Source organism: Methylobacterium sp. (assembly GCF_019750675.1).
In the GTDB taxonomy this organism is placed as follows: Bacteria; Pseudomonadota; Alphaproteobacteria; order Rhizobiales; family Beijerinckiaceae; genus Methylobacterium.
This window is the reverse complement of the sequence record NZ_JAIEOF010000100.1, coordinates 15,591-42,330: the sequence shown is the minus strand read 5'-3', so window position 1 is coordinate 42,330 and position 26,740 is coordinate 15,591. Positions and strand designations below refer to the sequence as shown.

General features: G+C 63.6%; 20 protein-coding genes and 2 pseudogenes. 16 read left to right on the top strand and 6 right to left on the bottom strand.

The features are described 5' to 3' along the window. Positions 1-185 precede the first annotated feature (185 nt). Positions 186-1,019 (bottom strand): abortive infection family protein, encoded by an 834-nt coding sequence (locus K2X24_RS05230; protein WP_292495344.1) that lies wholly within the window; start codon positions 1,017-1,019, stop codon positions 186-188. 395 nt (positions 1,020-1,414) lie between these two features. On the opposite strand from K2X24_RS05230, the gene K2X24_RS05225 reads away from it, so the two are divergent. The 11 genes and pseudogenes from K2X24_RS05225 to K2X24_RS05175 all read left to right on the top strand — a co-directional run bounded on the left by K2X24_RS05225 (position 1,415) and on the right by K2X24_RS05175 (position 14,764). Further along, a complete protein-coding gene (locus K2X24_RS05225) occupies positions 1,415-2,287 on the top strand; it encodes a TIR domain-containing protein (RefSeq protein ID WP_292495342.1) in 873 nt (290 codons plus the stop codon). A gap of 389 nt (positions 2,288-2,676) precedes the next feature. Beyond that, positions 2,677-3,039: pseudogene (locus tag K2X24_RS05220) on the top strand (arsenical resistance protein ArsH); the annotation flags it as partial. Between the two features lie 344 nt (positions 3,040-3,383). After that, positions 3,384-5,534 carry an AAA family ATPase gene (locus K2X24_RS05215; RefSeq protein WP_292495340.1) on the top strand — a complete coding sequence of 717 codons (2,151 nt, stop codon included), beginning with the start codon at positions 3,384-3,386 and terminating at the stop codon, positions 5,532-5,534. Continuing rightward, the gene (locus tag K2X24_RS05210) at positions 5,534-5,713 is read left to right on the top strand and encodes a hypothetical protein (RefSeq protein ID WP_292495338.1); all 180 of its coding nucleotides are present in this window, start codon (positions 5,534-5,536) and stop codon (positions 5,711-5,713) included. The genes K2X24_RS05215 and K2X24_RS05210 overlap by 1 nt, the downstream gene beginning before the upstream one ends. Positions 5,714-5,894: 181 nt before the next feature. Then, a complete protein-coding gene (locus K2X24_RS05205) occupies positions 5,895-6,329 on the top strand; it encodes a hypothetical protein (protein WP_292495337.1) in 435 nt (144 codons plus the stop codon). A 2,023-nt stretch (positions 6,330-8,352) separates the two neighbouring features. Further along, positions 8,353-8,607 carry a hypothetical protein gene (locus K2X24_RS05200; RefSeq protein ID WP_292495335.1) on the top strand — a complete coding sequence of 85 codons (255 nt, stop codon included), beginning with the start codon at positions 8,353-8,355 and terminating at the stop codon, positions 8,605-8,607. 158 nt (positions 8,608-8,765) lie between these two features. Beyond that, positions 8,766-9,329, top strand: a complete 564-nt coding sequence (locus tag K2X24_RS05195) for a hypothetical protein (protein ID WP_292495333.1) — start codon at positions 8,766-8,768, stop codon at positions 9,327-9,329. Positions 9,330-9,545: 216 nt separating this feature from the next. Continuing rightward, the gene (locus tag K2X24_RS05190; RefSeq protein ID WP_292495331.1) at positions 9,546-11,759 is read left to right on the top strand and encodes a DDE-type integrase/transposase/recombinase; all 2,214 of its coding nucleotides are present in this window, start codon (positions 9,546-9,548) and stop codon (positions 11,757-11,759) included. 10 nt (positions 11,760-11,769) lie between these two features. Beyond that, complete coding sequence (locus K2X24_RS05185; RefSeq protein ID WP_292495330.1) at positions 11,770-12,894, top strand: ATP-binding protein; 1,125 nt, start codon at positions 11,770-11,772, stop codon at positions 12,892-12,894. 4 nt (positions 12,895-12,898) lie between these two features. Then, positions 12,899-13,312: pseudogene (locus K2X24_RS05180) on the top strand (TniQ family protein); the annotation flags it as partial. A 132-nt stretch (positions 13,313-13,444) separates the two neighbouring features. Continuing rightward, on the top strand, positions 13,445-14,764 hold the full coding sequence (locus K2X24_RS05175) for a hypothetical protein (protein ID WP_292495351.1): 1,320 nt from the start codon (positions 13,445-13,447) through the stop codon (positions 14,762-14,764). Positions 14,765-14,990: 226 nt separating this feature from the next. On the opposite strand, the gene K2X24_RS05170 is transcribed toward K2X24_RS05175, so the two are convergent. Both K2X24_RS05170 and K2X24_RS05165 read right to left on the bottom strand, forming a co-directional pair. After that, on the bottom strand, positions 14,991-16,430 hold the full coding sequence (locus K2X24_RS05170; RefSeq protein ID WP_292495328.1) for an IS1182 family transposase: 1,440 nt from the start codon (positions 16,428-16,430) through the stop codon (positions 14,991-14,993). A gap of 201 nt (positions 16,431-16,631) precedes the next feature. Continuing rightward, the gene (locus K2X24_RS05165; RefSeq protein ID WP_292495349.1) at positions 16,632-18,023 is read right to left on the bottom strand and encodes an LLM class flavin-dependent oxidoreductase; all 1,392 of its coding nucleotides are present in this window, start codon (positions 18,021-18,023) and stop codon (positions 16,632-16,634) included. A 270-nt stretch (positions 18,024-18,293) separates the two neighbouring features. Between K2X24_RS05165 and K2X24_RS05160 the strand changes: the two genes are divergently transcribed. The 5 genes from K2X24_RS05160 to K2X24_RS05140 all read left to right on the top strand — a co-directional run bounded on the left by K2X24_RS05160 (position 18,294) and on the right by K2X24_RS05140 (position 23,592). Beyond that, a complete protein-coding gene (locus K2X24_RS05160; protein ID WP_292495326.1) occupies positions 18,294-19,511 on the top strand; it encodes an acyl-CoA dehydrogenase family protein in 1,218 nt (405 codons plus the stop codon). 12 nt (positions 19,512-19,523) lie between these two features. Next, positions 19,524-20,888 carry an LLM class flavin-dependent oxidoreductase gene (locus K2X24_RS05155; RefSeq protein ID WP_292495324.1) on the top strand — a complete coding sequence of 455 codons (1,365 nt, stop codon included), beginning with the start codon at positions 19,524-19,526 and terminating at the stop codon, positions 20,886-20,888. Positions 20,889-20,923: 35 nt separating this feature from the next. Next, complete coding sequence (locus K2X24_RS05150; protein ID WP_292495322.1) at positions 20,924-21,928, top strand: aliphatic sulfonate ABC transporter substrate-binding protein; 1,005 nt, start codon at positions 20,924-20,926, stop codon at positions 21,926-21,928. A 62-nt stretch (positions 21,929-21,990) separates the two neighbouring features. Further along, positions 21,991-22,797 carry an ABC transporter permease gene (locus tag K2X24_RS05145; protein ID WP_056488800.1) on the top strand — a complete coding sequence of 269 codons (807 nt, stop codon included), beginning with the start codon at positions 21,991-21,993 and terminating at the stop codon, positions 22,795-22,797. Positions 22,798-22,836: 39 nt separating this feature from the next. Then, on the top strand, positions 22,837-23,592 hold the full coding sequence (locus tag K2X24_RS05140; protein WP_292495320.1) for an ABC transporter ATP-binding protein: 756 nt from the start codon (positions 22,837-22,839) through the stop codon (positions 23,590-23,592). 10 nt (positions 23,593-23,602) lie between these two features. On the opposite strand, the gene K2X24_RS05135 is transcribed toward K2X24_RS05140, so the two are convergent. The 3 genes from K2X24_RS05135 to K2X24_RS05125 are packed head-to-tail and all read right to left on the bottom strand — an operon-like array spanning position 23,603 to position 26,195. Beyond that, positions 23,603-24,397 carry a MetQ/NlpA family ABC transporter substrate-binding protein gene (locus tag K2X24_RS05135; protein WP_292495318.1) on the bottom strand — a complete coding sequence of 265 codons (795 nt, stop codon included), beginning with the start codon at positions 24,395-24,397 and terminating at the stop codon, positions 23,603-23,605. A 45-nt stretch (positions 24,398-24,442) separates the two neighbouring features. Further along, positions 24,443-25,108, bottom strand: a complete 666-nt coding sequence (locus K2X24_RS05130; protein WP_056488684.1) for a methionine ABC transporter permease — start codon at positions 25,106-25,108, stop codon at positions 24,443-24,445. Then, complete coding sequence (locus tag K2X24_RS05125; protein ID WP_292495316.1) at positions 25,098-26,195, bottom strand: ATP-binding cassette domain-containing protein; 1,098 nt, start codon at positions 26,193-26,195, stop codon at positions 25,098-25,100. Before K2X24_RS05125 ends, K2X24_RS05130 begins: the two co-directional genes overlap by 11 nt. Between the last annotated feature and the right edge of the window lie 545 nt (positions 26,196-26,740).

Here is a 26,740-nt window from a genome sequence, read left to right as displayed (position 1 = left end):
TGGGAATCTCGCCAGTGGTTTGCAATGGTAAAAGCGTCACGAATCTGGTTCTCGGTTTCAGGATTCCAGGCGAGGTCACCCCCTATGACTTCGCTCGCCTGCCGTACGTCTTCAATTGAGTACGGAAACCCTTTGTGATTGGGCATTTGTTGCGGCCCTCGCCTATTTGTTGTTGCCAGTTTGAGTTAATGCCTACGCGATGTTGCCGACCAAGTTTCCATAACGAATAAAGCCATCGTATGCGCAGCATGAACCGCAAGTCGAGCATGCCGTGGCTCGATATTGTATCGACGCTGCTCAGTATCACCCTTACCGTGGGCAGACCCTTCATGGGTCCGAAGCGCGGCAATTCCATCCGCTAGGCTGTAAAGGCCCTGAAGAATGCGCTTTATGTCATCGTCGGCGACGGCAGCCGGGTTCAACCCTAGATGGCGTGCGGTCTCCGGCCAAACCGCCTGAAGGCCACGCATCTTCGGTGGCTCGATACCGGCGCTTTCCAGATAGGTGCGACACACACTTTCGAGGATTGCGCACGCTGCCGTCAGCGCCGCCCGCGAGTCGGACCCGATAGCGGCGTAAGCTCGCTGGTATTCATCCTCAACGGCTTTGATGCCCTCGCTACGGAGACGTTCGGCTAAAGACCGTGAAGGGCCTGAGAGATGAGCGCCAAGGATCATTCCGCCGCGCTGATAGCTAAGACCTTCCCTATCCAGCGCCGAGGCCAGAAACTGACGCGGGTCCGGCTTTTCCTCGCGCGGAGCCGACCATGAACTGGCGTACGGAATGCTCTGCTCCGTATCCATAAACTCGGCAATTAAGCGCCCGAACGACGCTAGAGGATCTGCCAGACGATGGTTCCCGCGCCGCAGCCAATCAAGACACTTCTTCTCCTTATTACCCTCCGGCGGGTCACCCGGGAAGCTGTTCGCCATGAACAGGGAGTTGAGTTCCGAGTGCGTGTACCTCTCCGCGAGAACAGGGGCGGCGGTGCCGATGATGGAAGGCGGTATCTGGGCCATGCGTCTAACAAGCTAGGCTAAACTCGCTGCTTGTACCATAAACGCCGCCTCGAATCCCCCGCCGACGATGGGGACTTCCGAACATACCCATAAGAGATTGCATTTCGGGCTTCTGCCACAGCGATTCTCGTCCGCAAGAGGTCGGTGACAGCCCACTGCAGCGCCTGGCTTAAATCACCTTCGGCCCCTCGACATAGGCGATGGCGGCAACGTCTACGTCGCTCATCGCCCTCACCTTCTCCGACTGCTTCGCGGTTGCCATGATCACTCTCATTGTAAGAACGAAAAAGGAACAAACGTAGCGCCATTAGAGTCAATGTGGGCTTGCCAACTACCCCCAACATCCTCATGGCTCAGTTGCAGAGGCCTTTGCACAACCCTTATCGGAAGGCGCCATGTACAACCTGTTTGTCTCCGGCAACGACGAGAGCTGGAACGGCGACCCGTGGAATATCGAAAAGGGTCGTTGCGTCTATGAGTATACCTCGGACGCCTTGCGGGACCGCTACGGAAACCTAGACGCAGCCGCTATCGCCGAGCTGAAACGCTATCCTTCCGTGTTCGCCTACGAATTAGGTCACGAGCTGGACCCAAAGTTCGGGATGATCCGCGACGTGATCGTTCGGCAAAACGACGTGCGGGTTGCGTATGAGCTTTTTGACGTTGATCCGTTTCTTGGCTTTGAGGATCTGGAGAAGCTGAGGTTCGAACTCGATATCGCGAAGATGGAGATGTACCGCACCCACTGGGCGGTGAAAGACGTGGACCTGACGGCTGTTCTAAATGCCCAAGGCATCGCCCTTCCGGGCTGGGCGCGGCATCCCGGCCGAGGTATAAATATCCGCACCCACGTGTTTGACGTAGCGCTGTCATTCCCCGGTGAAGAGCGAGACCTAATCGAGAAGATTGCGCGCGAGCTTGAGCACCGACTAGGGCCAGACAAATATTTCTACGACCGCAACTACCCGGGTCAGCTCGCCCGGCCGAACATGGATTTGCTCCTGCAGCAGATCTACGGCGAGCGCTCGAAGATCATCGTCGTTTTTATCAGCGGTCACTACCAGCTAAAGGACTGGTGCGGCATCGAGTTTCGCGCGATCCGCGATATCATCCTCCGTCGCGATCATGACCGGATCATGCTCATCCGAACGGGTGACGGTGACGTTGAAGGGATACGCGCCACGGATGGGTATGTGGACGCCCGCAGACACTCCCCCGAGGAGCTTGCCGCCTTCATCGAGCAGAGGATCGAAGAGCTTCAGCCGTAGCGCTCATCGAGCTTCCGAAAGAGCTTTTGGCGCTTTTCCTTGAAGCTCCGGTTCAGATTGGTGGTTCGGTTTCGCGGGGCCGACTTCCGGTTTTTCACCCCGAGCGGAAATTGCCCGGTAGCAAACCAATGGCCGCCTTCAGTAAGCGCCCATGGCGCCCCAGGCGACCGAGGCGGGTCGCAAACGGAACGTCTGCTTCCAGGCATGGGGCTGATGTCTGCTCATGGCGCAAATCGGCAGTTCGTCGAGACTCGTACGAACGTCAAATTTCAAGCTTTCATTTTCTAAAAGCAGAACGGCAAGGTCCTACTCGATTCGATCATAGAGCGGGCCGGCAGAAGCCGACCCGACCCAATCATTCGAGCTCCTAATTCCCTGGTCTGCATGCACCGCTGAGCGAGGGATCGGTGCGGCCAACGTAAGGACGGCCCCTTGCGGTGGTGCAGGTTCCGGGTGGCTCGCAGTCCTTCAACGCCGTGAACAGCCTGCGCGTGCTCGGGCGTTGGATCGGGATGGTCACGATCCCGAACCAATCCTCGGTGCCGATGGCCTACAAGGAGTTCGACGACGGCTGGATGAAGCCGGGCCCCCTCTACGACCGGGTAGAGGATGTCTCAGAGGAGCTAATGAAGTTCACGAGGGTGACACGCGCGCGGACAGACTACCTCGTGAACCGCTACAGCGAGCGGAAGGAGCGCGAGCCCGAACAGCTCGGGGCAGTCGCGGCCGACATCGGGTTCGTGAAACGGTAGGCGCAACTACCCAGCAACAAGGGAGAACTGTCGGTCGTGCCGACATAGTCCAAGCTGCGGGCTACAGATTGCACAGTTCGTTCTGCACGAAGGGAGCTGCGGCCCTCATCGCTTGCAGCGGGAGGGCGATCGATTTCATCCTCTGAGGAATTCACGTGAACCGAACGGAAGCTTGCATACGTTCTTGTTTTGTTCTATTCCCTCTCATATCGCCTATGAAGCAGGCGGTCTCCTGAAACCGACGTCCGCAGAGTGCTCCGACTACGAGCCAGCCACGTCGCTGCATCCGATCCAGCCATCATGCTGACGGCCGGCGCCGCTGCCCGGTCGCGGGAGATCATGCCATGTTGTCGACCTCAACAATCTCGCAGGACCAGCATCCGGACGCCGAACCCGCCGATTCACTGGCTCGAGCCTTCCTGCGAACCTTGGCGCAGAGCGAGCGCAGAAACCTTAAGGGCGCCCGGGACTTCGAGCCAGACTCCGAGTGCGATGAACCCACCAACGACCCCGTAGAACTCATCCTCGCCAAGACGGAAGGCGAGAGGAAGACCGAGCACGTACCCATCCCTGCGGATCTGGCTGCCGTGGCCGTGCTCGTCGCGCGCGCCATTGAGGCGGAAGACGGTTTGGTTCGTCGCCTGCGACGCGAGGCTCCGGTGGTCGTCATCACCACCCACCTGCCCGATCTCGTCGAGCCGGTGCGGGACGTTCTCGAGAGATGCGCCTTCAGACCCGGTGTTCGGGCAATGGATCTGAACGGCAACAGAGCTGTCGTTCTGGGACCGAAGCAGGGCGGTCTGCTCGTTCGCGATGGCTCCCACAAAGATCACAGACCGGAAATCGGCAATCTCATGGTGGCCTCGGCCCTCTATGCCCGGGTTCCCATTGTCGGCGTCGCCCCCGATCCGAAGCGCCAGCTGCCGCGAGATCTCCTGCGCGCTGCCGAGCATCGCATCTTGCTCCCGGTCCTAGATCAGAGCGGGCTCGACCTCGTCATCGAAGCGGTCACCGGTGGAATTCCTACGCGGCGGATCGATCCTGATCTCGTGCGTACCATCGAAATCTCCGATCTACCGATAGCACTCCGGGGAGCTGCCTCGCCGGACAACTGTTTGGATGCCGTTGCAAGGGTCATGGCCGCCAAGGCTGATTACCTCCAGACGGGCGTGACACTGGAAGAGCTCGACGGTTACGGCGCCGCGAAGGATTGGGGGCTGGCTCTTGCGTCCGATTTGCAGGCCTACCGCACTGGTGGTTTGATCTGGGATGCCATAGACAACCGAGGATTGCTTTTATCGGGTCCGCCCGGTGTTGGCAAAACAAGCTTCGCACGCGCATTGGCAAAGTCGGCACACGTTCCACTTGTAGCAACATCCGTCGCGGAGTGGTGCGCATCGGACTATCTCTCCGGCACCTTGCAGGCAATCCGCAAGGTGTTTGCGCAAGCTCGGGCGCAGGCGCCCTGCATCCTATTTATCGACGAGCTCGACGGCATCTCAGACCGCGCGCAGATCCGTGGCGAGAACGTCCAATACTGGACGCAGATCGTGAACCTGTTCCTCGAGTTGCTTGCTGGCGTCGAGGAGCGGCCGGGCGTGATCGTCGTTGCAGCCTCGAACCATCCCGACAGGATCGACCCGGCCGTAAAGCGGGCAGGGCGCTTGGATCGAGAGATCGTCATCGAAAAGCCTGACACGACAAACTTGGAGAAGATCTTCCGTCATCATCTCGGGGCCAACGTCCTCGCCGGCGATTCTCTGCTGCCACTCGCACTTGCCGCCCGTGGCAGAACGGGTGCCGATGTCGAAGCGTATGTACGCCGCGCTCGGGGCGCGGCGCGTCGTGCCGGGCGCCAGATCGACCTCAACGATGTCCTGATGGAGATCCGTCAGGGCCGAGATGGAATGCCCAGGGAGGCGCGCTTGCGCGCCGCAATCCACGAGGCAGGGCATGCAATCGTGGGCCGAGTGCTCGGTCGAGTCACGATCGTTGACCTATCGCTTCATGACGAAGGCGGCGAAGCTCAGTTCGCGCAGCTACCGAATGGTGCCGCAACGCTCCCGGAGATCGAAGCGGTACTCGCGGTTCTGCTGGCCGGACGCGCGGCCGAGGAGATAGAGTTCGGCGCAGCCTCGATCGGAAGCGGCCTCGGACCAAACTCCGATCTCGCCAAGGCGACCAAGATCGTGCGTTGCATGGATCTGCAGTTCGGCTACGGCAAACTGGGACTATTCCACGTCGACCCCGCCGAACGTGACCTCTTCCTCGCAAAGGGCATCGTCGATTCGATGGCCGATCGGTTGTGGGAGGCCTATGAGCGAGCCCGCGCAATACTGAAAACGCATTCGACCGCGCTGCGGGCTATTGCTTCGGAACTTGCCGAGGTCGGCTACCTCTCCGCACGAGACCTTGACCGAATCTTAAGGGATCAAGCAACCCACGCGCACTCAGCCGAGATGTCCGTACCGTCGGTTGCAACGGAGAAAGTCTGATGTTCGTGCTTCCTCTCGAAGAACCCGATATCGGCGAACTGCAGCCCCTGGTGGAAGCCATCGACGATTTTTGCAAAATTCTCGACGGCGACCGGGAGGCTGTCATCGAGGGCTTAGCCGAGATCCTGCGGCGTCGCATCGAGTTTGAAGCTTTAAGACAGCGAATGGACCCTCGGTAGGAATAACGGGCCGGGTTGGGCGCATCCTGTCGACTGGTTCGCCCTTCGTTCGTGAATGAAGCCGTAAGCTCGCCGGCTCCAATCAGATCGTCGCCGACCGAATCGACAGCGACGTTTTGAGCTGGCACCTCTTGGTGACAAGCGCCGACAAAGGAACGATGCTCTCGCGAAACGGACGAGCATGCCTTCCATTCGCAGATTACAGGATCCGAAAGAACCGACTGTGGTTGGAAAACCGCAAAGCTCCATCGCACCATTGTCTGCGGCTGAGTTTCGTGCGCGCCTGCGCGAGCTCGGCCGCACGCAAGACGGTTTCGCGCAGGAGATCGGCAGTTCGCTTCGCAGCGTCAACCGCTGGTCTAACGAGGGTCCACCGCCGGCGGTAGCATACCTCCTGGATCTGCTTGAGACCCTCGAATTGCATGTCGGGGCATCTCAGATGGAGCTTGCACCGAAACCACTAGACCTTGCAGTTCGAGACGAGCTCGACCGTGTTCTGGCACGGGCGACAGCGCTGGGACGCAGGACCGAAACTCTTAAAGATGTTCGCACTTGGCTGGCCGAAGTAGCAGACAAAGAAGATAGACCGGCCGGGCGACTATCAATCGAAGATTGAATCAAACCGAAAATCTATCAAAAGCAGTACGCAAACATAGCACGTCGGGTAATTCTCAAATTTACCACCGCAATCCACAGGCCCGACATTGGCATCTCAGCTTGTAATACGCCAATATGGCGCTACCATTACACCATAGCCATTTCGAGAAATTGTCCCTGCTTTGCGGTGATCCGCACTCTCGGCTATTAGTACCTAGCTAGATCGCAAATATGTTCCTGTCTATGGCATAGTCGACTTCGCGCAACGTTGTGATGCCGGCTTTTACGAGAGTGTGGAGCCGATCATCATGTTTGCACCAAGGCAAAAAGAACCTCAGCGACGGGAATTAATCACACAAAGGCCTGGCTTTAGATCCTGCAAGACCTTAGCCCCTATCCTCTATGTACAACGCTGGCATCGCGACATACTAATACAGCTCACGCTCGATGCCGCCGTACGACGAATAACAGCTGGACCAGGCTCGGCTTCAAGCGGAATTCTCGATCTCATCGTTGAGATGGACACTGGAGTTGTCCGTCTGCTCGGAGTTCGAGACGAGCTCGAGCTGCCGGCCGCTTTCGAAGATCAAGTGGATATTTGTCTTCGCAGATCCGCAGTGATCCAAGAACCCAGGATGAGTAATGCAAGAATAATATGGTCGATGCGAAAGAAAATCGTACCACCTGCGGATAGATTGAGAATCTTGATGCGCTTACAAAACGCACCAAGTGATGGAGTGGCAATCTCGGCGCTTATTTCCTGCGTTAACACATCTTCCATCGAGCCGGTGGACGCGGTCCTGTCCCTCGCTTGTGATGGCCTCCTCGTCCTTGATATCGACAGCCCGCTGGTTCCGGAGACGATGGTCCGGATTTGCCCTAGATCCGAAAAAGTCGACGAGTCGAATAGATCTCGGTCTCGAGATCCGGCCTGCTCACCGCACGATTGAACGTGACGAAGCATCTTGGTTGAGTCTGTCGTCCGAAGTGGCCGCAGCGTGTTGCATACTCTGACAGAACTCTCATCAGTTCGAAATGCATCCTCCTACAAATTCTTGATGAATTGTGAGACAGGCTTGGCCTTTCATCAGCCAGTGAAGCGACTGTACACGGTGGACATCTCACCGAACGATAAGCTGTGACCGCCTGCCGGAAAATCTCGCCCCCCAAATCTGTTCGATCACGACGTGTAAATATAGATATTCGGCAATAAAACTACACAGTTTCCGTAGTACAACCGCGAGTTTATAATCTGATACACAATTTTTTATATCTGATCAAAATTTTGAGACTGTTCCAGTGGAGCGAAGCGCGCACAACTTGATCGCAAGCGCACGTGTCTCGAGACGTTTTCTAGAAAGGCGTCGGCTCAGCCCCAACAAAGGAGCCAGAGGCAGTAAACCCGACGTTTGTTGGCGTGCTTCATTGCATCAATAGAGATTTTCACTCCTTCGAAGAAGGAGTGGCGGTGTGGCTGCGCGCACACGCAGAAGAGTCATCAAGAAGAAACGGGCCGATAGGATTTTTACCAACCTGAGGTAATAGAATTGGCTCGATTTGAGTGAATGGCTCGATCCGATGGTCTATAAGACTAGGAAGAAATCTTACTTTGCAGCTTCAAGCGAGCCTTCATTTGGATGGAGAGCAGTGGGATGACTTGCCCACATCATTCCTTCCCGATAGCATTCGGTGGCCGAAGCAGTGTCGGGAAAGACGTTCGGCTCTGAAAGCGACCCTCGGCCAAAGCCCGCGATCTTTCGAAGGAGAATGATCACCATGTCACGGAACAAGACCGATCCGCCTACAACGCAAGAAGCACGCGATCCTTTGGATCGCGTGCTTCCTCAAGCGCAGTAGGGTCAAGAGCGGGCGCCTTCGAAACCCTCGCTCAAAACCCAAATCTCGAACCACACCCGGCTGGCCGGACGCAATTGCGTTCGCTCTGCGACGACGTTTTTGCCAGATTCGGCAACGTCGCGCAACGAGCGCGCATGGATGCGCTTTGACCAGCAGGTGAGGTCGACCTTTCGAGGAGACTTCCCATGAATCTGTCGCGCATATCGAAACCAGACTTCCTGCCAAGCAGTTTTTCGGTTCTCCAGCCGATACAGAAGGCTTGGCGAAAATCTCATTGTGTGCTGTGGATCCACGAGTATGAATTCGAAGGCTGGGCAGTAGATCAGCCCGCTTCTCCGGGAGGATCTCAGGCGGCTAACCTACGCTTCTACATCGGGCTGCCATCGGCAGCGTTCGCGCCGTTTCAGATCAACTCCGAATATCAGCCGAGAGGAGGCTGACAGGCCTGGGGTCGAGATATCGAGGGCTGCCTACCGTGCCCCCCCGCCTGCAAAGCCGTCACGTCGGTCGGCCGAACCCATCACGCAAGCTAGTCACGGGACGACGCGACTGCATCACGGGTGAATTTCCATCTGGCAAGCCAGGAATGGGTTACCGCATGGTGGCCTACGAGGGGCTGCTCGCTAGGGACTTTATCATCCTACTCGAGCAGGACGATTCCGTCCTACGCTACCAGGAGGAACCCACCGCCTTTTGGTGGCACGATGGCTTCCGGAGACGAAGCTACACGCCAGATTTCGCCGTGGATCTCGACGATGGGCGCTCAATATGCGTCGAGGTCAAACCACTGAAGAAGGTGGTCAAGCTTGGCTGGGATGAATTCCGCCCCCTCATCGAAGTTGGAGCACGAGCAGCCGGCTACGATAGCTTCGAACTTTGGACCGAGATCGAGATCGACGCGCTCGGAGTTGCGAACGCGGCGCTGATTGCCAGCGAGCGTAGCTTCGTCGTCGACGAAACGGAGCAGCATACCATGCGGATGGTTTTGGATCGTTTTGGCGGCCTGGGCCGCGTCCGTGAACTTCGGGCAGCCTCAAGCCTCGGGGCTCGTGCTTTCCGAGCCATCGTCTCCCTTGTGGCCCGCGGAGAAGCCGAGCTCGCTGATTTAGGACGGCCCTTCGATGACTACGCTCTTATCCGACGTTCCACTGAGAGAAGGTAGATCCATGCCAGGACAAGCGTTTCGCTTCGGCACTTACCAGGATTCGCTCCCCAGTTGGCACCGAGATCCCTTTCGCATTGATGCGCAACGCGACGAGCGAATCTTGCGGCGACTTCGAACCGCTCGTACGGCGCCGCTCCCCAGCGAAGCTGCTACGGGTCTCCAGGACAGCAGTCAGCGGCGCCAAACTAGAAGCGTGATTGGACGGAGGCAGACATGCGCATGAGCGTCTGCCAAATCCGCCTGCACGAAGACGCCATCGTCATCATCGAAGGCGTGTATCACAAGGTGCTCTCGCGCGATGAAAGCGGCGTGACCCTACGCACTCTCGGAGCGCGACCAGTCTCGATCACGAAGACGCATGCTGAGCTCGCCGAGCTCTACTTTGGTGAGCCTAGACGACTACAGCTGATTACCGACTTAACTGACGGACTACCTCAGGCTGTCAAGGACAATATTCTTCGCAGCATTGATAGCTTCACCGTCCATCAGCAGGAGGTGGCATTGATGCGCCTGGACTATATGCAGGCCTGCGATCAGTGCTTCGCCTTGGGCACTCATACGAAGGTTCCCCAAGGTTTTGACGATATTTCGCAGCGCGTCGCAGCCGAGCGTCGCGAACGGGCCATCGAGCATGAATGCTCCAATCCGGCCGACGTGCCGCTCGAACGGTGGAGCGGCTCCGCGCTCAAGGGATGGTACGGGCGCTGGCGCAAGGGAGGCAGGTCTCTCGCGGCATTGATCCCGTTGGATGATCGGAAGGGGCGTACGGGTTTTCGCCTGGACCCGGAAGTCGAACACATTATCGCGAAACGGATACGCGAGGACTGGCTCCTACTAAACGGCCCTCCCTTGAGCCAAGTCATCAATCTCATCCAAGGTGAAATCGAGCGTAGAAACAACAAACAAGTTATAGCGTTGAAGACGCCGGACGGAATGACCATTCGGCGGTGGGTGAAGGCGAACGTCAGTCTGTTCGACCAAATCAGACATCGAGAGGGCAAGGCGGCGGCGGAGCAGCATTTCAGGCACGTCCAAAGGGCTCCTCAGTCAACGCGTCCGCTTGAGGTCGTCGAGATCGACCATACACCCCTCGACGTATTGGTCTTGGAAAGCGATGGAAGTCCGGCGCGGGACCGGCGTCGCAGGGAAAAGCGGACGAAGCGCGTCTGGCTTACGATCGCGATCTGCGCCACTACCCGGATGATTGTCGGATTTCACATCAGCGACGAACGCCCGTCTTGGACGTCGGTCATGCACTGTCTGCGCATGGCGGTGCTGCCGAAGGACTTATCCAACGTTCGAGTCATGACGGCTTGGCCTGTGTTCGGCATTCCCGAGGTGGTCAAACTCGACAATGGACGTGAATTCCACTCCCGCTCGATGAAGGCAGCTGCCGGGCAACTGCGGTTCGAACTCCGCTACATGCCGCGGCGCAAGCCACACCTTAAGGGGAAAGTCGAACGTGTCCTTGGCACGATTGCACGCGATTTCTGTGCCTACCTACCGGGTCGGACTTTTCGAGATGTCCGCGAGAAGGGCGATTACGACAGCGTCGGTCTGGCTGCTCTGACACTTCCCCAAATCGTCGAATACTTTACGTTATGGGTCGTCGACATCTATCACAATCGTGAGCATGGCGGCTTGCTTGGTCGCACGCCCCTGCAACGCTGGCAGGATCTGGGAGGTTGGGGCGTACGCCTGCCGCCGTCGGCCGACGACCTCGATCCACTGATCGCATTGGTCGTGCCAAGAACAATCCAACGGGATGGAATCACCTACCTCGGCCTTACCTATCAGTCGAACGAATTGAGGGGAGTCCGCCGCAGGAAAGGCTTCCACTTCGGCGATGAATTCCTCGTCAAGGTCGATGCATCCGATCTCAGTCACCTCCTTGTCCTCGTCGACGAAGGGGTCGGCTGGATCAAGGTCCCTTGCATTGATCCCCTGGCAGACGGCACCTCCCTTGCAGAGTGGCGCGACGTTGTCCGGACGGCCCGACGCATGACTCGAGAGGGCCAGCGCGTTGCACGTGCGACCCTTTTCCGTTCGATGGAGCTGCTTCGAGCCGAGTGCCGAAAGGCCGGCGTTAGGCCGCAACGGTTGGTCGATACCGATATCGACTGGTTCCGCGAGCACGCGGACGACCTGATGTTCGACATCGCTGGGGAGGCAGAGGACGATCAAGCCCATGGGGTCGAGCGCCTGCGTACGCGGCGCCCGGCGAGGTCTGCCCGGATGAACTCGGCCGAAAGCGGGAGAGCTTCGGCGCGTGTTGGACAAGGCGGCCGCCAGTTCATCGCTTCCCATGGCCAAACCGTAGCCCTGCCTGCGGTTTTTGCGGCGCAGGCGCACGCGTCGACCTCGTCGGCGGTGCCAAGCGCCGAGGCGTTCGACGCCGATGATCCCGACAACTGGACCGCCGAGTAGGGGCCAACCCATGCTGCAAGTGAACGATCCGAAGATCCTCCGTCCTGACGTCACGGTCACCGAGCTCCGAGAGGACGTCCCCAGGCTGCGCGAGCGATTTGCCGTTGCCGCAAGTTCTCAAGACTTGGAACGACGGGCATGGAAAAAGAGCGTCGACAGCATTCACATCAACACGAACGTCATTATCAATGGAGTTGCTCGCTTCAACCAAATGCTGGACAACGTTGCGGCAGAGATCGAAGGAGATTGCCTCATCATTCCGGCACCATCTGGAGCCGGGAAGTCACACCTTCTTGCTCGGCTACAGAAGAATTCGCTTCTCGCGCCGTTTAGCGACGAGACGGGTCCCGTCCGTCCGCTGGTCTTCATCAAGGCGCCGAGTCCCTGCACCCTAAAAACCTTGGGACTTTCTCTGTATAAATCTATGACAGGAGATGATCTAAGCGCAAATCTCAGAGAACACGACATCTGGTCCCGTGTTGTAAGCCAGATGCATGCCCAGCTTGTCTCCGTCCTTATTATCGATGAATTTCACCATACTTTGCGGGGACGCACCAGCGACGAGCGGCGAACCTTGGTAGAAACCTTGAAAAACCTCGTCATCCCGAACCCGGAAGATCCCCTTTTATCGCCCGGAGCAGTCACGCGGCCCATATGCCTCGTACTTTCGGGTATGCCCTGGTTGAGGCAAGTGCTCAAGGAAGATTTCCAACTGGTTCGACGACGTGCAGTTGTTTCCATCAAGCCCTTGGACCACACGGGTCCCGGTGTGAAGAAGGCCGAAAAATTCCTGAGCTTGGTTGAGCCAAAACTTGGATTCCCCGACCCTTCCGGCCTCTCCGACCCCGACATGGTCCAGCGCATGCTGAAGGCTTCGTCGGGATACACTGGGCGCATGATGCACCTAATCAAGAAGGCAGCCTTTCGCGCCATTGATCAGGGCGCCCCCTGCATCGATCAGACCAAGCACCTGGCCTTCGTATTCGAGGAAATCTTCGAAGTGGGCGCACGTCGCAATCCCTTCCTTGTACCGAACATCTCGATTTGCCCGAAAATCAAGGAAGCCGAGTTCGACACGCTCACTCGTCTGGTTGGCATGGGTGAAGACAAGACGCCCGCTGACGACGTCTCGTAGGAGGATGCCGATGCGCCTGACCATTATCCCGCCCGTGTTGAAGGGTGAGACCGCGGCCGCGCACTTACTTCGCGCCTTCGACATCAATGGCGAGCCTTGGAGCCGAGAGCGCCTCAGGACCGCCGGACACACCTTGAGCGACATCCTTCAGGGGCGCACGGCCAAACCCTTCCTGGATTTCCTAGGCCGAGACGACGATATGGTACGAAGGTGGACACCCGCCGAGGTGACGAAACGGGGAGTCACACTCGGGGGTGAGAAACTTCATAGGGATGACTGGACCACCTCGGAACGGCGCTGGTGTCCATGCTGCTGGGAGGACGATCTTCGCGCGCCTCCATCGGGACGTCATCTACATTGGAACATCTATCGCCGCTTCTGGTGGGACGTGGCCGTAGTCAAGACGTGTCCAATACATTGTACCCGCTTGGCCACGACTTGCATGACTTGCGGAACGGACGTCACTTGGGAAGCGGGCTCGCTGACCCGCTGCAGGAATGGCCACTCTCTGCTGACCTGCAAGGGTATATCGATCGCGGGTCGAGAAACGTTGGCGGACGCCTACGTCGTCGGACGTTTGGGCGGCATGCCTCGAGTAGATGTACCGATTCTCGACGGCCTAACGCTGGACGAGGCCTGCGATACGATGGAACGCTTGGGCGTTGCTCTCCTAGGGGGAGCAACTGGAGCCCTGTCAAAGTTTCCATCTGAACGCCATGCCGAGATACATTCAGCCGGTTTCGAAATTGCCCGAGACTGGCCTGACGCCTTCGATGCTCTACTAGACAAATTGGCGCGAGCTGATCACGTTGGGTTAGGTGCCTGGGGCGCAGAACAGGTTTATGGATATCTCTATCTATGGGCCAAGCGGCTACCAGTGGGCTTCAGCGGGAACGCCATCAGAGCGGCTCTTTTCACACATTCCGCAGCGCGAGGACCGGTTCACAAGACTTCGGTGGTGAACCGTCAGGCTGTTCAGCCCCTGCTTAGCCTTTCAGACCTCGCGACACGGTGCGGACGCTCACCACAGATTGCAGCAGGGTACCTCAAGGCACTCGGCGCATGGCCTAAACGAACAAAAAGGGGAACACCACTCGCCATTACTCAGGAAGTTGCCGACGAAATTTGTGCAATCCACGCCCGAATCGTTCGGGCAGATGAACTACCTGCCATGATTGGGCTGGCAAAGCGCCAGATCTACATGTTGGTTTCGGCTCGAATCATACTACCGGCCGAGATTCATCGACGATCAGGTGTGAAAACGGACGTGTTCGACAGAGACGAAATAACTGCTGTTTTAGACCGGCTCCGCGGTACTGCGCCGATCGTGGATGTCACTCCGATCGAACTTCTCCCGCTCGCACGTGCCAGCAAGTTCGCCAGAGTTGACGGTGTTCGAGGTAGCGCCGCCATGATCCTTGCCGGACACCTGAAGGTCAAAGCGGTCCTACGCGATGCACCCGGGTTTGCTGGTTTGCTCGTCGATCCGCAGGACATCAGGATTGCACGGCGTGCGCAGGCAGGCGGTGGCCTCACCCTTGAACAAGTTGGACGACGCATCAAGGTCCCAACCGACAACATCGGCCGGATAGTTCGAAAGGGCCTACTGAGAGGAGTCATGTCGCCCTGTGGAGAGATCTTGGTCAAGGAGGATGCATTGGCTGCCTTCGAGGCCACCTACGCAACCACAGGCGCGCTCGCCAGGGAGATCGGAACCGGCATCCGTTGGATGAGGGAAGCCCTGGATCAAGCCGGCATCGAGCCGGTCTTCGAAACGAGGGCCAGAAAGACGACGGCGGTGTGGTGCCGAAGCAAAGTACTGTCAGACCTCCAGCGACGAATGCAGAAGTCGCAGGCGCTGCAATCCTAGGCATGCCTGAGGCCTGTGTAAGCCTTAGTTCTCCTGCGAGCTCCTACAGCACCGCAAGCCCCGACTTCGACGGACCTCGCCATGCAGTGCGTCACTCTGGATCCACTTCTGAGAACGCGCGACAGATGATTGTACGGCCGGGTTGGGTCGAGGCCGTGTCAAAACGCATTGATCGTGGCCGCCAGCATCGATCAGCAGGATGACGACGGCGGCGCAGCGGGCAGCTTTAGGCTCGAATGGCCTGGATGAGCCAAGTTGCACCGAACAGGCGGATCATCCGCTTCACGTTGTAGGCGAGGATGGCGAGGCTCATCTCGGTTCTCACGCCTTTCAGGCCCTTCGTCAGGAAGGGCGTACTGCCCATCCAGGCTTTCAGCGTCCCGAAGACATGCTCGACCGTGGCGCGCCGGACCGCCATGGCATCGGGCATGGCATCGAGCCGCCTCTGCATGGCCTCCAGCACCGCCTCGTGCTTCCAGCGCTTGAAGCGCTTGACCTTCTCGGGCGTGCAGCGCGCCCGCGTCGCGCAGGCATGACAGGCGTCCAGGTTGCGGTAGTGGTCGATGTCACCGTGTCGATCGGAGCGCGCGTTGGACTTCGTCAGCACAGCGCCGGCGGGGCAGACGTAGTGATCGGCCGCGGCATCGTAGACGAAGGCGGCGCGCACGAAGAGCCCCTTCTTGGCCCGACCCGACGTGTCGGCCCGCGGCATGGCCGGCAGGACGCCCGTGCCTTCGCAGGCCAGAACCTCATCGCCGTTGTAGTAGCCGCGATCGGCCAGAACTGTGATCTCCTGCTCACCGATGGCCTGTCTGACCTGACCGCCCATCGGCACGAGCTGGGTGCGGTCGTGGCCCTCGTTGACGACCTCATGGGCCACGACGAGATGATGCTCGGGATCGACGGCGATCTGGACGTTGTAGCCGACGATGCCGGTGCCGCGCCCGCTCGTCGCCATCGAGCGGGCGTCCGGGTCGGTCAGGGAGACCTGCCCGTCGTCCGCGATCTCCACCTGCGCCTGCATCTCGCGCAGGAAGGCCATCTGTCGGCGCAGAGCGGCAATCTTCTCGCCGATGCGCTGCGTCCGCGCCTCGGGAACGTCGCTGCCTTCCCTGTCCGCCCGGTCGAGCGTCGCGAGATAGCGGGCGATGCTGACCTCCACCTGTTCCAGGCGCTTGGCGACCTTGGCCACGGTGTAGTTGCGGTCCCGGTTGTTGACCGCCTTGAACTTCGACCCGTCCAAGGCGACGGTTGCCCCAGCGAAGAGATGCAGATCGCGGCACAGCACCACGAACTGCCGACAGGCCGCCTGGATCGCAGGTCCGTTGTCGCGCCTGAAGTTGGCGATCGTTTTGTGATCGGGAGCCAGGCGGCCAGTCAGCCACATCACCTCGATGTTGCGCTGCGCCTCCCGCTCAAGCCGCCGGCTCGACGGGACCCGATTGAGGTAGCCATAGAGGTAGAGCTTCAGAAGCGTGGCCGGATCATAGGCAGGCCGTCCCGTCGCCGCGGGCTCGAAGCGGGTGAAGCCGAGGGTGCCGAGATCGAGTTCGTCGATGAAGGCCTCGATCACCCGAACCGGATTGTCCGCGGTGACATAATCGTCCAGCGAACTGGGCAGCAACCAGGACTGCCGACGATCCTGCCCTTCGACGAACCGACGCATGCTGGCCTCCGCAGATGAGGCCGCAAGTCTATCTCAGAAGGGACTTTTGACACAGCCTCGGTCGGAACCCGCCCGTCCTTTCGACGACCGGGTCGGGTGGTTTTCGGCCTGTCAGCTTTGGGGTGCGCGAATTGATAAAGCGGACGCTTGCTTCGAAGTCACCGCGAGTTGGCTCGTAGCGAGCCGCAAGCCTCCGCTCTTTCATGACGCGGCCAGCAAGGCCTCCGGCGTCCCGCGGCGGAAGACCGCTCCGGGATGGCTTGCCTTCAGGAGTGGGCCGCTGCCAGGGAAAAGCTTCTCGCGCATTGTGCCCTCCGCATACTGAGTCTTGAAGGCGCCACGCGTCTGGAGTTCCGGCACGACGAGGTCGACGAAAGCTTCCAGGGTTTCCGGCGCTACCGCGCGGGTCAGGTTGAAGCCGTCGGCGTCAGTGGCCTCGGCCCAGGCGACGAGTTCGTCGGCGACTTCCGAGGGCGCGCCGACGATGAAGGGCGCCCGGGCCCCGCGCGGGCCGAACGCTGCGAAGTCCGCCCGGGTGAAGGGCCGCTCCCCGGCTTGCGTCAGGGTCTCCACCAGGGACTGCATGGCGTTCGTCTGGACATAGGCCAAGCCCTCTTCGGGCCCCAGGGTCGAGAGGTCGATGCCGGTCCAGCCCGAGACCAGGGCGAGCTGGCCCTCGACGTCGATGTAGCGCGCATACTCGTCGCGTAAGGACAGGGCCTCGGCGCGGGTCGGCGCCACGATCACCGTGGCGCCGAGGAACATGCGGATGTCGTAAGGGTCACGCCCTGCGGCGCGGGCCGCCTCGCGCAGGTCGCGCACGGCCTTGGCGGCGAGCGGCTTCGTCTGGCCGTTGAGGAACACGGCCTCGGCGTGGCGCCCCGCGAAGAGCTTGCCCCGCCGGGAGGTGCCCGCCTGGTAGAGCACCGGCGTGCGCTGGGGCGAGGGCTCGGCGAGGTGGCGGCCGTCGACGCGGTAGTAAGGACCGTCGTGCCGGATGCGGTGGACCCGTTCCGGATCGGTGAAGACGCCGCCGGCCCGGTCGCGCCGCACGGCGCCCGCCTCCCAGCTGCCCTCCCACAGCTTGTAGGCGGCCTCCAGAAAGTCGTCCCCCGCCTCGTAGCGGGCGTCGTGCGCCCGGGCCGTGTCCTGGCCCATGCCGCGGGCGCCGCTCTCGAGATAGCCGGTGACGATGTTCCAGCCGACCCGGCCGCCGGTGAGGTGGTCGAGGGTCGTGATCCGGCGGGCGAAGAGATAGGGGTGCTCGTAGGTCAGATTGGCAGTGACGCCGAAACCAAGATGGCGCGTCGCCTGCGCCATGGCGGGCACCAGCAGGAACGGATCGAGATTGGGCGCCTGCGCGGCCCGCGCCAGGGCCGTGTCGGCGCTGCCGCCGTAGACGTCGTATTGCCCGAGCACGTCGGCGAGGAAAATTCCGTCGAAGAGGCCGCGCTCGGCGGTGCGCGCCAGATCGACCCAATAGTCGAGGCTGTAATAGGCGCTGCCGGTGTCGCGCGGATGCCGCCACAGGCCGGCCCAGGTATGGCCCGGCGAGGCCATCTGGAAGGCGTTCAGCCGCAGTTCTCGGCGCATCGTCATCGGAGGATCCGTCCGCAGGGTGGGAAGGTCAGGGTATTGGTCCCGTCCATCCGGTCAACAAGAACGTTCTTTTCCTCAATGACTTCGTAGTAGCAGGATCGTTCATCCATGGATGATCGAAGAGATACGCATCCCAAATTGGTGCGATATCACGGTATTATCGGCACGAAGACTTGAGTTTCGAGCGATAATCCCGGATTCCAACGGCTGCCGCCGCGTCTGGTCCGTTGGTTCGGACGCGGCTCAGGACGGGATTGCAGGATCATGTCGCAAACGGATGCGGGCTGGGGTGCCGGCCCGAGCGCTCGCTACGAGGACCTCGCCGCACGCTTCCGACCGGCCTTTGCCGAGATCCGTGCGACCGCCGTGGCCCGGGACGGCGAACGCCGGTTGCCGCATGCCGAGATCGGCTGGCTCAAGGAAGCGGGCTTCACCACCCTTCGGCTACCGGAAGCGGCGGGCGGGCACGGGGCGAGCCTGCCCGAACTGTTCAATCTGCTGATCGAGCTGTCGCAGGGAGATTCCAACGTCACCAACGCGCTGCGCGCGCATTTCGGCTTCACCAAGGACGTGCTGTGCTCGACCTCGCCCGAATGGCGGGCGCGCTGGACCGAGCGGATCGCCGCCGGGGAGACCATCGGCAGCGGCGTCTCCGAGACCGGGGAGGCCAAGGTCGGCCAGTTCGACACCATCCTCCGCCGGCGCGGGGCCGAGCGGGTCGTCGACGGTCGGAAGTTCTATACGACCGGCTCGCTCTTCGCCGACTGGATCCACCTCTCGGCCCAGGACGAGGACGGCGCGCCCGTGGTCGCGGTGGTCTCGACCCAGGCCCCGGGCGTCGAGATCGTCGACGACTGGGACGGGTTCGGGCAGGCGCTGACGGCGAGCGGCACCGCGCATTTCACCGGGGTGGTAGTCGAGGCCGATTGGATCAAGCCGGACCCGGCGCGCTTCCCCTACGCCATGGCGTTCTTCCAGCTCGTGCACCTCGCCACGCTGGCCGGCATCGGCCGGGCGGCGGCCGAGGACGTCGCCCGGCTCGTGGGCGAGCGCCGGCGCGTCTACAGCCACGGCAACGCGGCCCGCACCGGCGACGACCCGCAGATCCAGGCGGTGGTCGGCCGCGTGCGGGGCAACGCCTACGCGGCCGGCGCCATCGTGCTGAAGGCGGCCGAGGCGCTGCAGCGGGTGTTCGAGGTCCGCCGCGACGGGGCCGATCCGACGGGATCGGCGGCGCTTGCCGACGTCGAGGTCAACCAGGCGGTCACGGTGGTGACGAACCTCGTGCTGGAGGCCACCACCGGCCTGTTCGACGCGCTGGGCGCCTCCGCGGTGAAGGAGGGCCTGGGCCTCGACCGCTACTGGCGCAACGCCCGCACCATCGCCTCGCACAATCCGCGGATCTACCGCGACCGCATCGTCGGGGCCTTCGCGGTCAACGGCACCGCGCCGCCGCGCGAGTACCGAGTCGGTTCGGCCTGAGGTCAGCCCGCGATGCCGGCCCGCTCCGACCGCATGCGCCTCGGCGCCTTCCTGTATCCTGGCGGGCACCACGTCGCGGCCTGGCGGCACCCGTCCGCCCAGGCCGATGCCGGGGTCAACGCCGCGCATTACCGGCGGATCGCCAGGACGGCGGAGGCGGCGAAGTTCGATCTGATCTTCCTTGCCGACGGTGTCGCGGTCCGGGGCGAGGACATCGACGCCCTGAGCCGGACGGCGATCCGCTACGTCGGGCAGTTCGAGCCCCTGACCCTGCTCTCCCACCTCGCGGCGGTGACCGAGCGGATCGGCCTCGTGGCCACCGCCTCCACCACCTACAACGAGCCGTTCCACGTCGCCCGCAAGTTCGCCTCCCTCGACCACCTCAGCGAGGGCCGGGCCGGCTGGAACCTCGTGACCTCCGCCGATCCGCGCGAAGCCTGGAACTTCAGCCGCGAGAGCCACCTCGCCCATGCCCACCGCTACGCCCGGGCGGAGGAGTTCGTCGACGTGGTCCGGGGCCTGTGGGATTCCTACGCGGACGACGCCTTCGTGCGCGACCGGGAGTCCGGCCGGTTCTTCGACCCCGACCGGCTGCACCTGCTGGCCCACGAGGGCGCGCATTTCTCGGTGCGCGGCCCCCTCAACGTGCCGCGCCCGCCGCAGGGCCACCCGGTCGTGGTGCAGGCCGGCTCCTCCGAGGCCGGCAAGGCGCTGGCCGCCCGCACCGCCGAGATCGTCTTCACCGCGCAAGAGACCCTGGCGGATGCGACCGCCTTCTACGCCGACGTGAAGGGCCGCATGGCCGGCTTCGGGCGCGACCCCGATCATCTCAAGATCATGCCCGGCGCCTTCCCGGTCGTCGGGCGCACGGAGGGCGAGGCTCAGGACCGCTATGGGGAATTGCAGGATCTGATCCACCCCGTGGTCGGCCGCTCGCTCCTCGAACAGCTCGCCGGCGCCGACCTGTCGGCCTATCCGGACGAGGCCCCGGTGCCGGACCTGCCCGAGACCGAGGGCGGCAAGAGCCGGCAGGCCTTGATGCTGACGCTGGCAAGGCGCGAGGGGCTGACCATCCGCGAGCTCTACCTGCGCATCGCCGGCGCGCGCGGGCACTGGACCCTCGTCGGCACCCCGGGCCAGATCGCCGACGCGCTGCAGGAGCGTTTCGAGGCCCACGGCGCCGACGGCTTCAACATCATGCCGCCGACCCTGCCCGGCGGCCTCGACGACTTCGCCGCCCTGGTGATCCCCGAGCTTCAGCGCCGCGGCCTGTTCCGTACGGACTACGAGGGCCGCACCCTGCGCGAAAACCTCGGCTTGCCGCGGCCGCCCCATCGCCTCCCCGCCGCCGCGATCCGGGTGCCGACCGCCCCATGACCCGTCCCTCCTCTACGCATCAGGACCCCGAGCCCATGACGATCCGCCCGCGGCGCCGCCACGTCTCCCTCAACCGCCGCTTTCTCCTCGCCGCCGCCTGCGTGGCCCTCCTGCCGCTGGGCGCGGCCCGGCGGAGCGAGGCCGCCGAGGTGACGGAGGTTCGCCTCGACTGGGCGACCTACAACCCGGTCAGCCTTGTCCTGAAGGAGAGGGGCTTCCTCGAATCCGCCCTGAAGGAGCGGGGCATCGCCGTGCGCTGGACGCAGTCGCTCGGCTCGAACAAGGCGCTGGAATTCCTGAACGGCGGGGCCATCGACTTCGGCTCCTCGGCCGGGGCGGCCGCTCTGCTGGCGCGCCTCAACGGCAACCCGGTCAAGGCGATCTACGCCTACTCGCAGCCGGAATGGACCGCCCTGGTGACCACGAAGGACAGCGGTATTCGGACGCCCGCGGACCTCAAGGGCAAGCGGATCGCGGTGACGCGGGGCACCGATCCGCACATCTTCCTCGTCCGCGCCCTCCAAGGCGCAGGGCTCACCGAGAAGGACGCCAAGCTCGTCCTGCTCCAGCATGCCGACGGGCGCACCGCCCTGGAGCGCGGCGACGTCGACGCCTGGGCCGGCCTCGACCCGATGATGGCGGCCTCCGAGATCGAGGGCGGCACCCGCCTGTTCTTCCGGGACCCGGCCGCCAACACCTGGGGCGTCCTCGACGTGCGCGAGGATTTCGCCAAGGCCCATCCGGACCTCGTGAAAGTTGTCATCGCCGCCTACGAGCAGGCGCGCACCTATGCGATCGCCAACCCGGAGGCCGTGACGCGCGCCCTCGTGGCCGCGACCAAGCTGCCCGAAGCCGTGATCGCCCGCCAGCTCGCCCGCACCGATCTGAGCCGGCCCGAGATCGGCCGGGTCCAGGCCGAGAGCATCCGAGCGGCGGGTGTCGCCCTTCAGCAGGCCGGCGTGATCCCGGCGGAGACCGACGTGGCCGCGGCCGTCGACGGGCTGATCGATCCCCGCTTCACAGCCGGGTCCGAGCGGTGAGCGCGGGAACCGCGTCCCCGCTCCTCGCGTCCGGCACGGGAGGCGACGGCACCGCTCCGGCAATGCCCGGGCTGAACCGATCCTGGCGACGGGGTGCCGGTCGCACGGGCGGGCGCCTCGTCCTCGGCATCCTGATCCCCCTGGCCCTCGCCCTGGGCTGGGAGCTCGCTATCCGGTCGGGCCTCGCCCAGGGGCGGCTGCTGCCGCCGCCGAGCCGGGTCCTGGGGACGCTGCTGGCGCTGGCCCAGTCCGGGGACCTCCGCCTGCACGTCCAGGCGACGCTGCTGCGCGTCGCCCTCGGCTTCGTGGCCGGCGCCGGGGCGGGCATCCTCGTGGGCGCCCTCACCGGCACGCTGCCGCTGGCCCGTCACCTCCTCGACCCCAGCCTGCAGGCCCTGCGGGCGGTGCCCTCGCTCGCCTGGGTGCCGCTCTTCATCCTCTGGCTCGGCATCCTCGAGACGCCGAAGGTCGTGCTCATCGCCGTCGGGGTGTTCTTCCCGGTCTATGTTGGAGTTTCCGGCGCGATCGCGTCGGTGGATCGCAAGCTCGTGGAGGTCGGGCGCATCTTCCGCCTGTCGCGCCTCGCGCTCGCCCGCCGCATCCTCCTGCCGGCGGTACTACCCGGCACCCTGGTGGCGCTCCGCACCGGCCTCGGGCTCGGCTTCCTGTTCGTGGTGGCGGCCGAGCTGATGGGCGCCTCGGAAGGGCTCGGCTACCTCCTGGTGGACGGCCAGCAATTCGGGAAGCCGGACCAGATCCTGGCGGCCATCCTGGCCTTCGCCCTGTTGGGCAAGCTCGCCGACGGCCTCCTCGTCCTGGCGACCCGGCCGCTGCTGCGCTGGCAGGATGTCAGCCGCGGCGTCCTCTAGGACCGGCCCCGCCGAAATCATGGCTTCGGACACAGAGCGATGCTGACGATCCAGGACCTCTCGAAGACCTACGCGGACGGGACGCGGGCGCTCTCCGGCCTGACCCTCTCCCTCGCGCCCGGCGAGATCGTCGCCGTGGTGGGTGGCTCGGGCTGCGGGAAGACCACCCTCCTGCGCCTTGTGGCGGGCCTCGACGTGGCGACGGCGGGTTCCATCCGGCTCGACGGCGTCACCATTGACGGCCCGCATCCCGGCCTCGGCCTGGTCTTCCAGGAGCCGCGCCTGCTGCCCTGGCTCAGCATCGCCGAGAATGTGGGCTTCGGCCTCGCCGACCGGCCGGCGGCCGAGCGCCGGGCCCGGGTGGCCCGCGCCCTCGACCGCGTCGGTCTCGCCGAGCATGCGGGGCGCTGGCCGCGCGAGCTCTCCGGCGGCCAGCAGCAGCGCGTCGCCATCGCCCGGGCCTTCGTGGCCGACCCCCGGGTTCTCCTGCTCGACGAGCCCTTCTCGGCCCTCGACGCCGTCACGCGCGAGGACCTGCACCGCCACCTGCTGGCGCTCTGGGCCGAGGCCCGCCCGACCGTCGTCCTCGTCACCCACGACGTCGCCGAGGCCGCGTCCCTCGCGGACCGGGTCGTGGTCATGCGCCCCCATCCCGGCCGCATCCACGAGACGGTCGCGCTCGATGCGCCTCGCTCCGGGGACGCGGCGGCCCAGGATCTGACCGCGCGCACCCTGCGGGCCCTGCTGGACCAGTCCCTCGCCGCGCCCCCGCGTCCGGTGGCGCAGACCGCCTGACCGGCGCGGCCTACCAGCTCGTGAGCACCGCCCCGCCGAAGGTCGTCTCCACGAAGGCCTTGGTCTCCGGCGTGCGGTAGCTCTCCACCAGGGCCTTGACCCAGGGCTTGTCCTTGTCGGCCTCGCGGACCGCCAGCATGTTCACGTAGGGCCCCTTCGGCTCCTCCTTGAGGAGCGCGTCGGAGGGCTTGAGGCCGGCGGGCGTCGCGTAGTTGGTGTTGACCGCCGCGGCGTCCACGTCGTCGAGGGCGCGAGGCGTCTGGGCCGCGTCCACCTCGATGAAGCGGAGCCTGCGCGGATTCTCGACGATGTCTGCCACCGTCGGCTTGAACCCGGTGCCGGGGGCCAGCTTGATCACGCCGTTGTCCTGCAGGAGCAGCAGCGAGCGCCCGCCATTGGTCGGGTCGTTCTGGATCGCCACGGTGCCGCCGTTCGGCACCGCGTCGAAGCTTTTGTGGCGCTTCGAATAGATGCCGAGGGGGAAGTTCACCGTGAGGCCGACGCCGGTGATCCGGTAGCCCCGGTCGGCCTTCTGGTTGTCGAGGAAGGGCTGGTTCTGGAACGAGTTCGCCTCGATCTCGCCGGGCAAGAGGGCCTCGTTCGGCACGACGTAGCCGGAGAACTCGATGATCTGGAGATCGAGCCCCCGCTGCGCCGCGATCGGCTTCACCGCCTCGAGGATCTGCGCGTGCGGCCCCGGCGTCGCCCCGATGCGGAGCCGCGTCAGGGGTTCGGCCCGCACTGGAGCGGGCACAGCCGAGACGGACACGGCGAGGAGGGCGGCGAGGGTCAGGGCGCGCAGCATGGCGGATCGTCCGGGTTGGAGGCGGGAGGGGTGCGAAGGGGCGCGTCAGGCCTGCCGGATGCGCCGGTTCAGGCGCCGCGCCAGGCCCTCGCCGACGGTCTGCACCGCCTGGACGAGGACCACGAGGACGATGACCACGGCCAGCATCATCTCGGGCCGGAAGCGCTGGTAGCCGTAGCGGATGCCGAGATCGCCGAGGCCGCCGCCGCCGACGGCGCCGACCATGGCGGAGAAGCCGAGGAGGGAGACCACCGCCAGGGTCAGGCCCGACACGATGCCGGGCAGCGCCTCGGGGATCAGCACCTTGGCGATGATCTGCCCCGGGCTCGCCCCGAAGGCGCGGGCTGCCTCCACGAGGCCCGGATCGACCTCACGGATCGCCGCCTCGATCAGGCGCGCCAGGAAGGGCGTCGCCGCCACCGTGAGCGGGACCGTGGCGGCGAGGGTCCCGATGGAGGTGCCGGCGATGAGCCGGGTGAAGGGGATGATCGCCACCACTAGGATGATGAAGGGCGTCGAGCGGGTCGCGTTGACGACGAAGCCGAGCACGGCGTTTGCGATCGGCGCGGCGAGGAGCTCGCCCCGCCGGCTCGTGGCCAGGAAGATCCCCAGCGGCAGGCCGAACAGGGTGCCGAGGGAGGCGGCGAGCGCCACCATCGTGAGGGTGTCGCCGGTGGCCTGGACGAGGAGACGGATCAGTTCAGGCGACACGGGACGCCTCCTGGGCCGGCGGCAGGTATCCCAGGACCTGACTGTCGATGCCGTGCTGCGCCAGGTAGGCCCGCGCCCGTGCCGCCACGTCGGGCGCCGGCGGCAGCCCGATCGCCAGGGAGCCGAACGAACGACCGCCGATCTCGTCCACGGTGCCGGCCAGGATCGCGGCCTCGATGCCGGTGTCGCGGGCGAGCCGCGCCAGGATCGCGCTGCCGTCCGGGGCATCCTCGAAGGCGATGCGCAGCACCACGGTCGCGCCCGGGCGTGGGCCGGCTCCGATCCGCGCCGCCAGGACCGGGGGCAGCCCGTGGCCCATTTCGCCCGCGAGGAGGGAGCGCGTGATCTCGGTCTGCGGCCGGGTGAAGACGTCGAAGGCCGAGCCCTGCTCGACGATGGCGCCGTGCTCGATCACTGCGACGCGGTCGGCCACGGCGCGGATCACCGACATCTCGTGGGTGATGAGCACGATGGTGAGGCCGAGCTCCCGGTTGATGCGCGCGAGGAGCGCCAGGATCGACCGGGTGGTCTCGGGGTCCAGGGCCGAGGTCGCCTCGTCGGAGAGCAGCACCTCCGGCCGCGTCGCCAGGGCCCGGGCAATGCCGACGCGCTGCTTCTGTCCGCCCGACAGCTCGGCGGGATAGCGCCCCGCCTGATCCGTGAGCCCCACGAGATCGAGCAACTCGGCGACCCGCGCCCGGATCGCGACCGGTGCCCAGCTGGCGATCTCCAGGGGCAGCGCGACGTTGCCGGCGGCGTCCCGGGACGAGAGCAGGTTGAAGTGCTGGAAGATCATCCCGACCCGGGCCCGCAGGGCGCGCAGCTCCCGCGCACGCAGGGCCGACACCTCGGCATCCCCGACCCAGACACGGCCCGCACTCGGCCGCTCCAGGCCGTTGATCAGGCGGATCAGGGTCGACTTGCCGGCACCCGAGCGCCCGATGATGCCCAGGATCGACCCGGCCGGAACCGCGAGGTCGATGCCGTCCAGGGCGGCGACCGCCGCCCCGTTGCGCCGGGGCGCGTAGGTCTTCGAGACGGATTCGAAGCGGATCACGGCCTCGGCGGAATGGATGGTCGACGGCATGGACGGGATGATCCGCGGCCCGGCCCCGCGCTTGCCGATCTCGGGAGCCGGAAGACGAGGTCAGGTCTCTTGAAGCAAAGAAATGAGCTTCATTTATTCACGACCATTCCGCACTCAGTCAATGAAAGCAGAGGCCAAATTGCGACGCCATCAAGGATGAAAGCCGTGGTGCCGGACGGTCGCGCGAGAAGGGTCTTCCCCGGGCCCGCGATCCGCGCACCGGAGGCGTGATCCCGCTCCTGGCCATGATCAATGCCTCCCGGTGGAAAGAGGGGTGTGGGCCGCGTCACCCCGCGATGCAGTCCTGGACCGCCACCATTCTCGAGCATTGTCGATCCGCAGGCGCATTCCCCCAAGAAAGCGCACAAATTCGAAAAACTATTTTCTTTCGAAATCTTGGCGCGCGCCGGTAAATCTTCGGCACGGGATCGTGATCTCACAGCAACGGCACAAGTGATCCGCGAACGGTCCCGCGAAGACCGTCGGCGGCGCGGTGCGCGACGTTGTCCCACGAGACTTTCCACTGCGGGACTTGCGCCCTGCGG

Bases quoted from the DNA above. Each gene is read 5' to 3' on its own strand.
- K2X24_RS05160 (WP_292495326.1), top strand. From the start codon at position 18,294: ATGTCGCAAACGGATGCGGGCTGGGGTGCCGGCCCGAGCGCTCGCTAC.
- K2X24_RS05225 (WP_292495342.1), top strand. From the start codon at position 1,415: ATGTACAACCTGTTTGTCTCCGGCAACGACGAGAGCTGGAACGGCGAC.
- K2X24_RS05140 (WP_292495320.1), top strand. From the start codon at position 22,837: ATGCTGACGATCCAGGACCTCTCGAAGACCTACGCGGACGGGACGCGG.
- K2X24_RS05215 (WP_292495340.1), top strand. From the start codon at position 3,384: ATGTTGTCGACCTCAACAATCTCGCAGGACCAGCATCCGGACGCCGAA.
- K2X24_RS05195 (WP_292495333.1), top strand. From the start codon at position 8,766: ATGGTGGCCTACGAGGGGCTGCTCGCTAGGGACTTTATCATCCTACTC.
- K2X24_RS05230 (WP_292495344.1), bottom strand. From the start codon at position 1,019: ATGGCCCAGATACCGCCTTCCATCATCGGCACCGCCGCCCCTGTTCTC.
- K2X24_RS05200 (WP_292495335.1), top strand. From the start codon at position 8,353: ATGAATCTGTCGCGCATATCGAAACCAGACTTCCTGCCAAGCAGTTTT.
- K2X24_RS05170 (WP_292495328.1), bottom strand. From the start codon at position 16,430: ATGCGTCGGTTCGTCGAAGGGCAGGATCGTCGGCAGTCCTGGTTGCTG.
- K2X24_RS05135 (WP_292495318.1), bottom strand. From the start codon at position 24,397: ATGCTGCGCGCCCTGACCCTCGCCGCCCTCCTCGCCGTGTCCGTCTCG.
- K2X24_RS05185 (WP_292495330.1), top strand. From the start codon at position 11,770: ATGCTGCAAGTGAACGATCCGAAGATCCTCCGTCCTGACGTCACGGTC.
- K2X24_RS05190 (WP_292495331.1), top strand. From the start codon at position 9,546: ATGCGCATGAGCGTCTGCCAAATCCGCCTGCACGAAGACGCCATCGTC.
- K2X24_RS05205 (WP_292495337.1), top strand. From the start codon at position 5,895: ATGCCTTCCATTCGCAGATTACAGGATCCGAAAGAACCGACTGTGGTT.
- K2X24_RS05165 (WP_292495349.1), bottom strand. From the start codon at position 18,023: ATGCGCCGAGAACTGCGGCTGAACGCCTTCCAGATGGCCTCGCCGGGC.
- K2X24_RS05210 (WP_292495338.1), top strand. From the start codon at position 5,534: ATGTTCGTGCTTCCTCTCGAAGAACCCGATATCGGCGAACTGCAGCCC.
- K2X24_RS05150 (WP_292495322.1), top strand. From the start codon at position 20,924: ATGACGATCCGCCCGCGGCGCCGCCACGTCTCCCTCAACCGCCGCTTT.
- K2X24_RS05145 (WP_056488800.1), top strand. From the start codon at position 21,991: ATGCCCGGGCTGAACCGATCCTGGCGACGGGGTGCCGGTCGCACGGGC.
- K2X24_RS05125 (WP_292495316.1), bottom strand. From the start codon at position 26,195: ATGCCGTCGACCATCCATTCCGCCGAGGCCGTGATCCGCTTCGAATCC.
- K2X24_RS05155 (WP_292495324.1), top strand. From the start codon at position 19,524: ATGCCGGCCCGCTCCGACCGCATGCGCCTCGGCGCCTTCCTGTATCCT.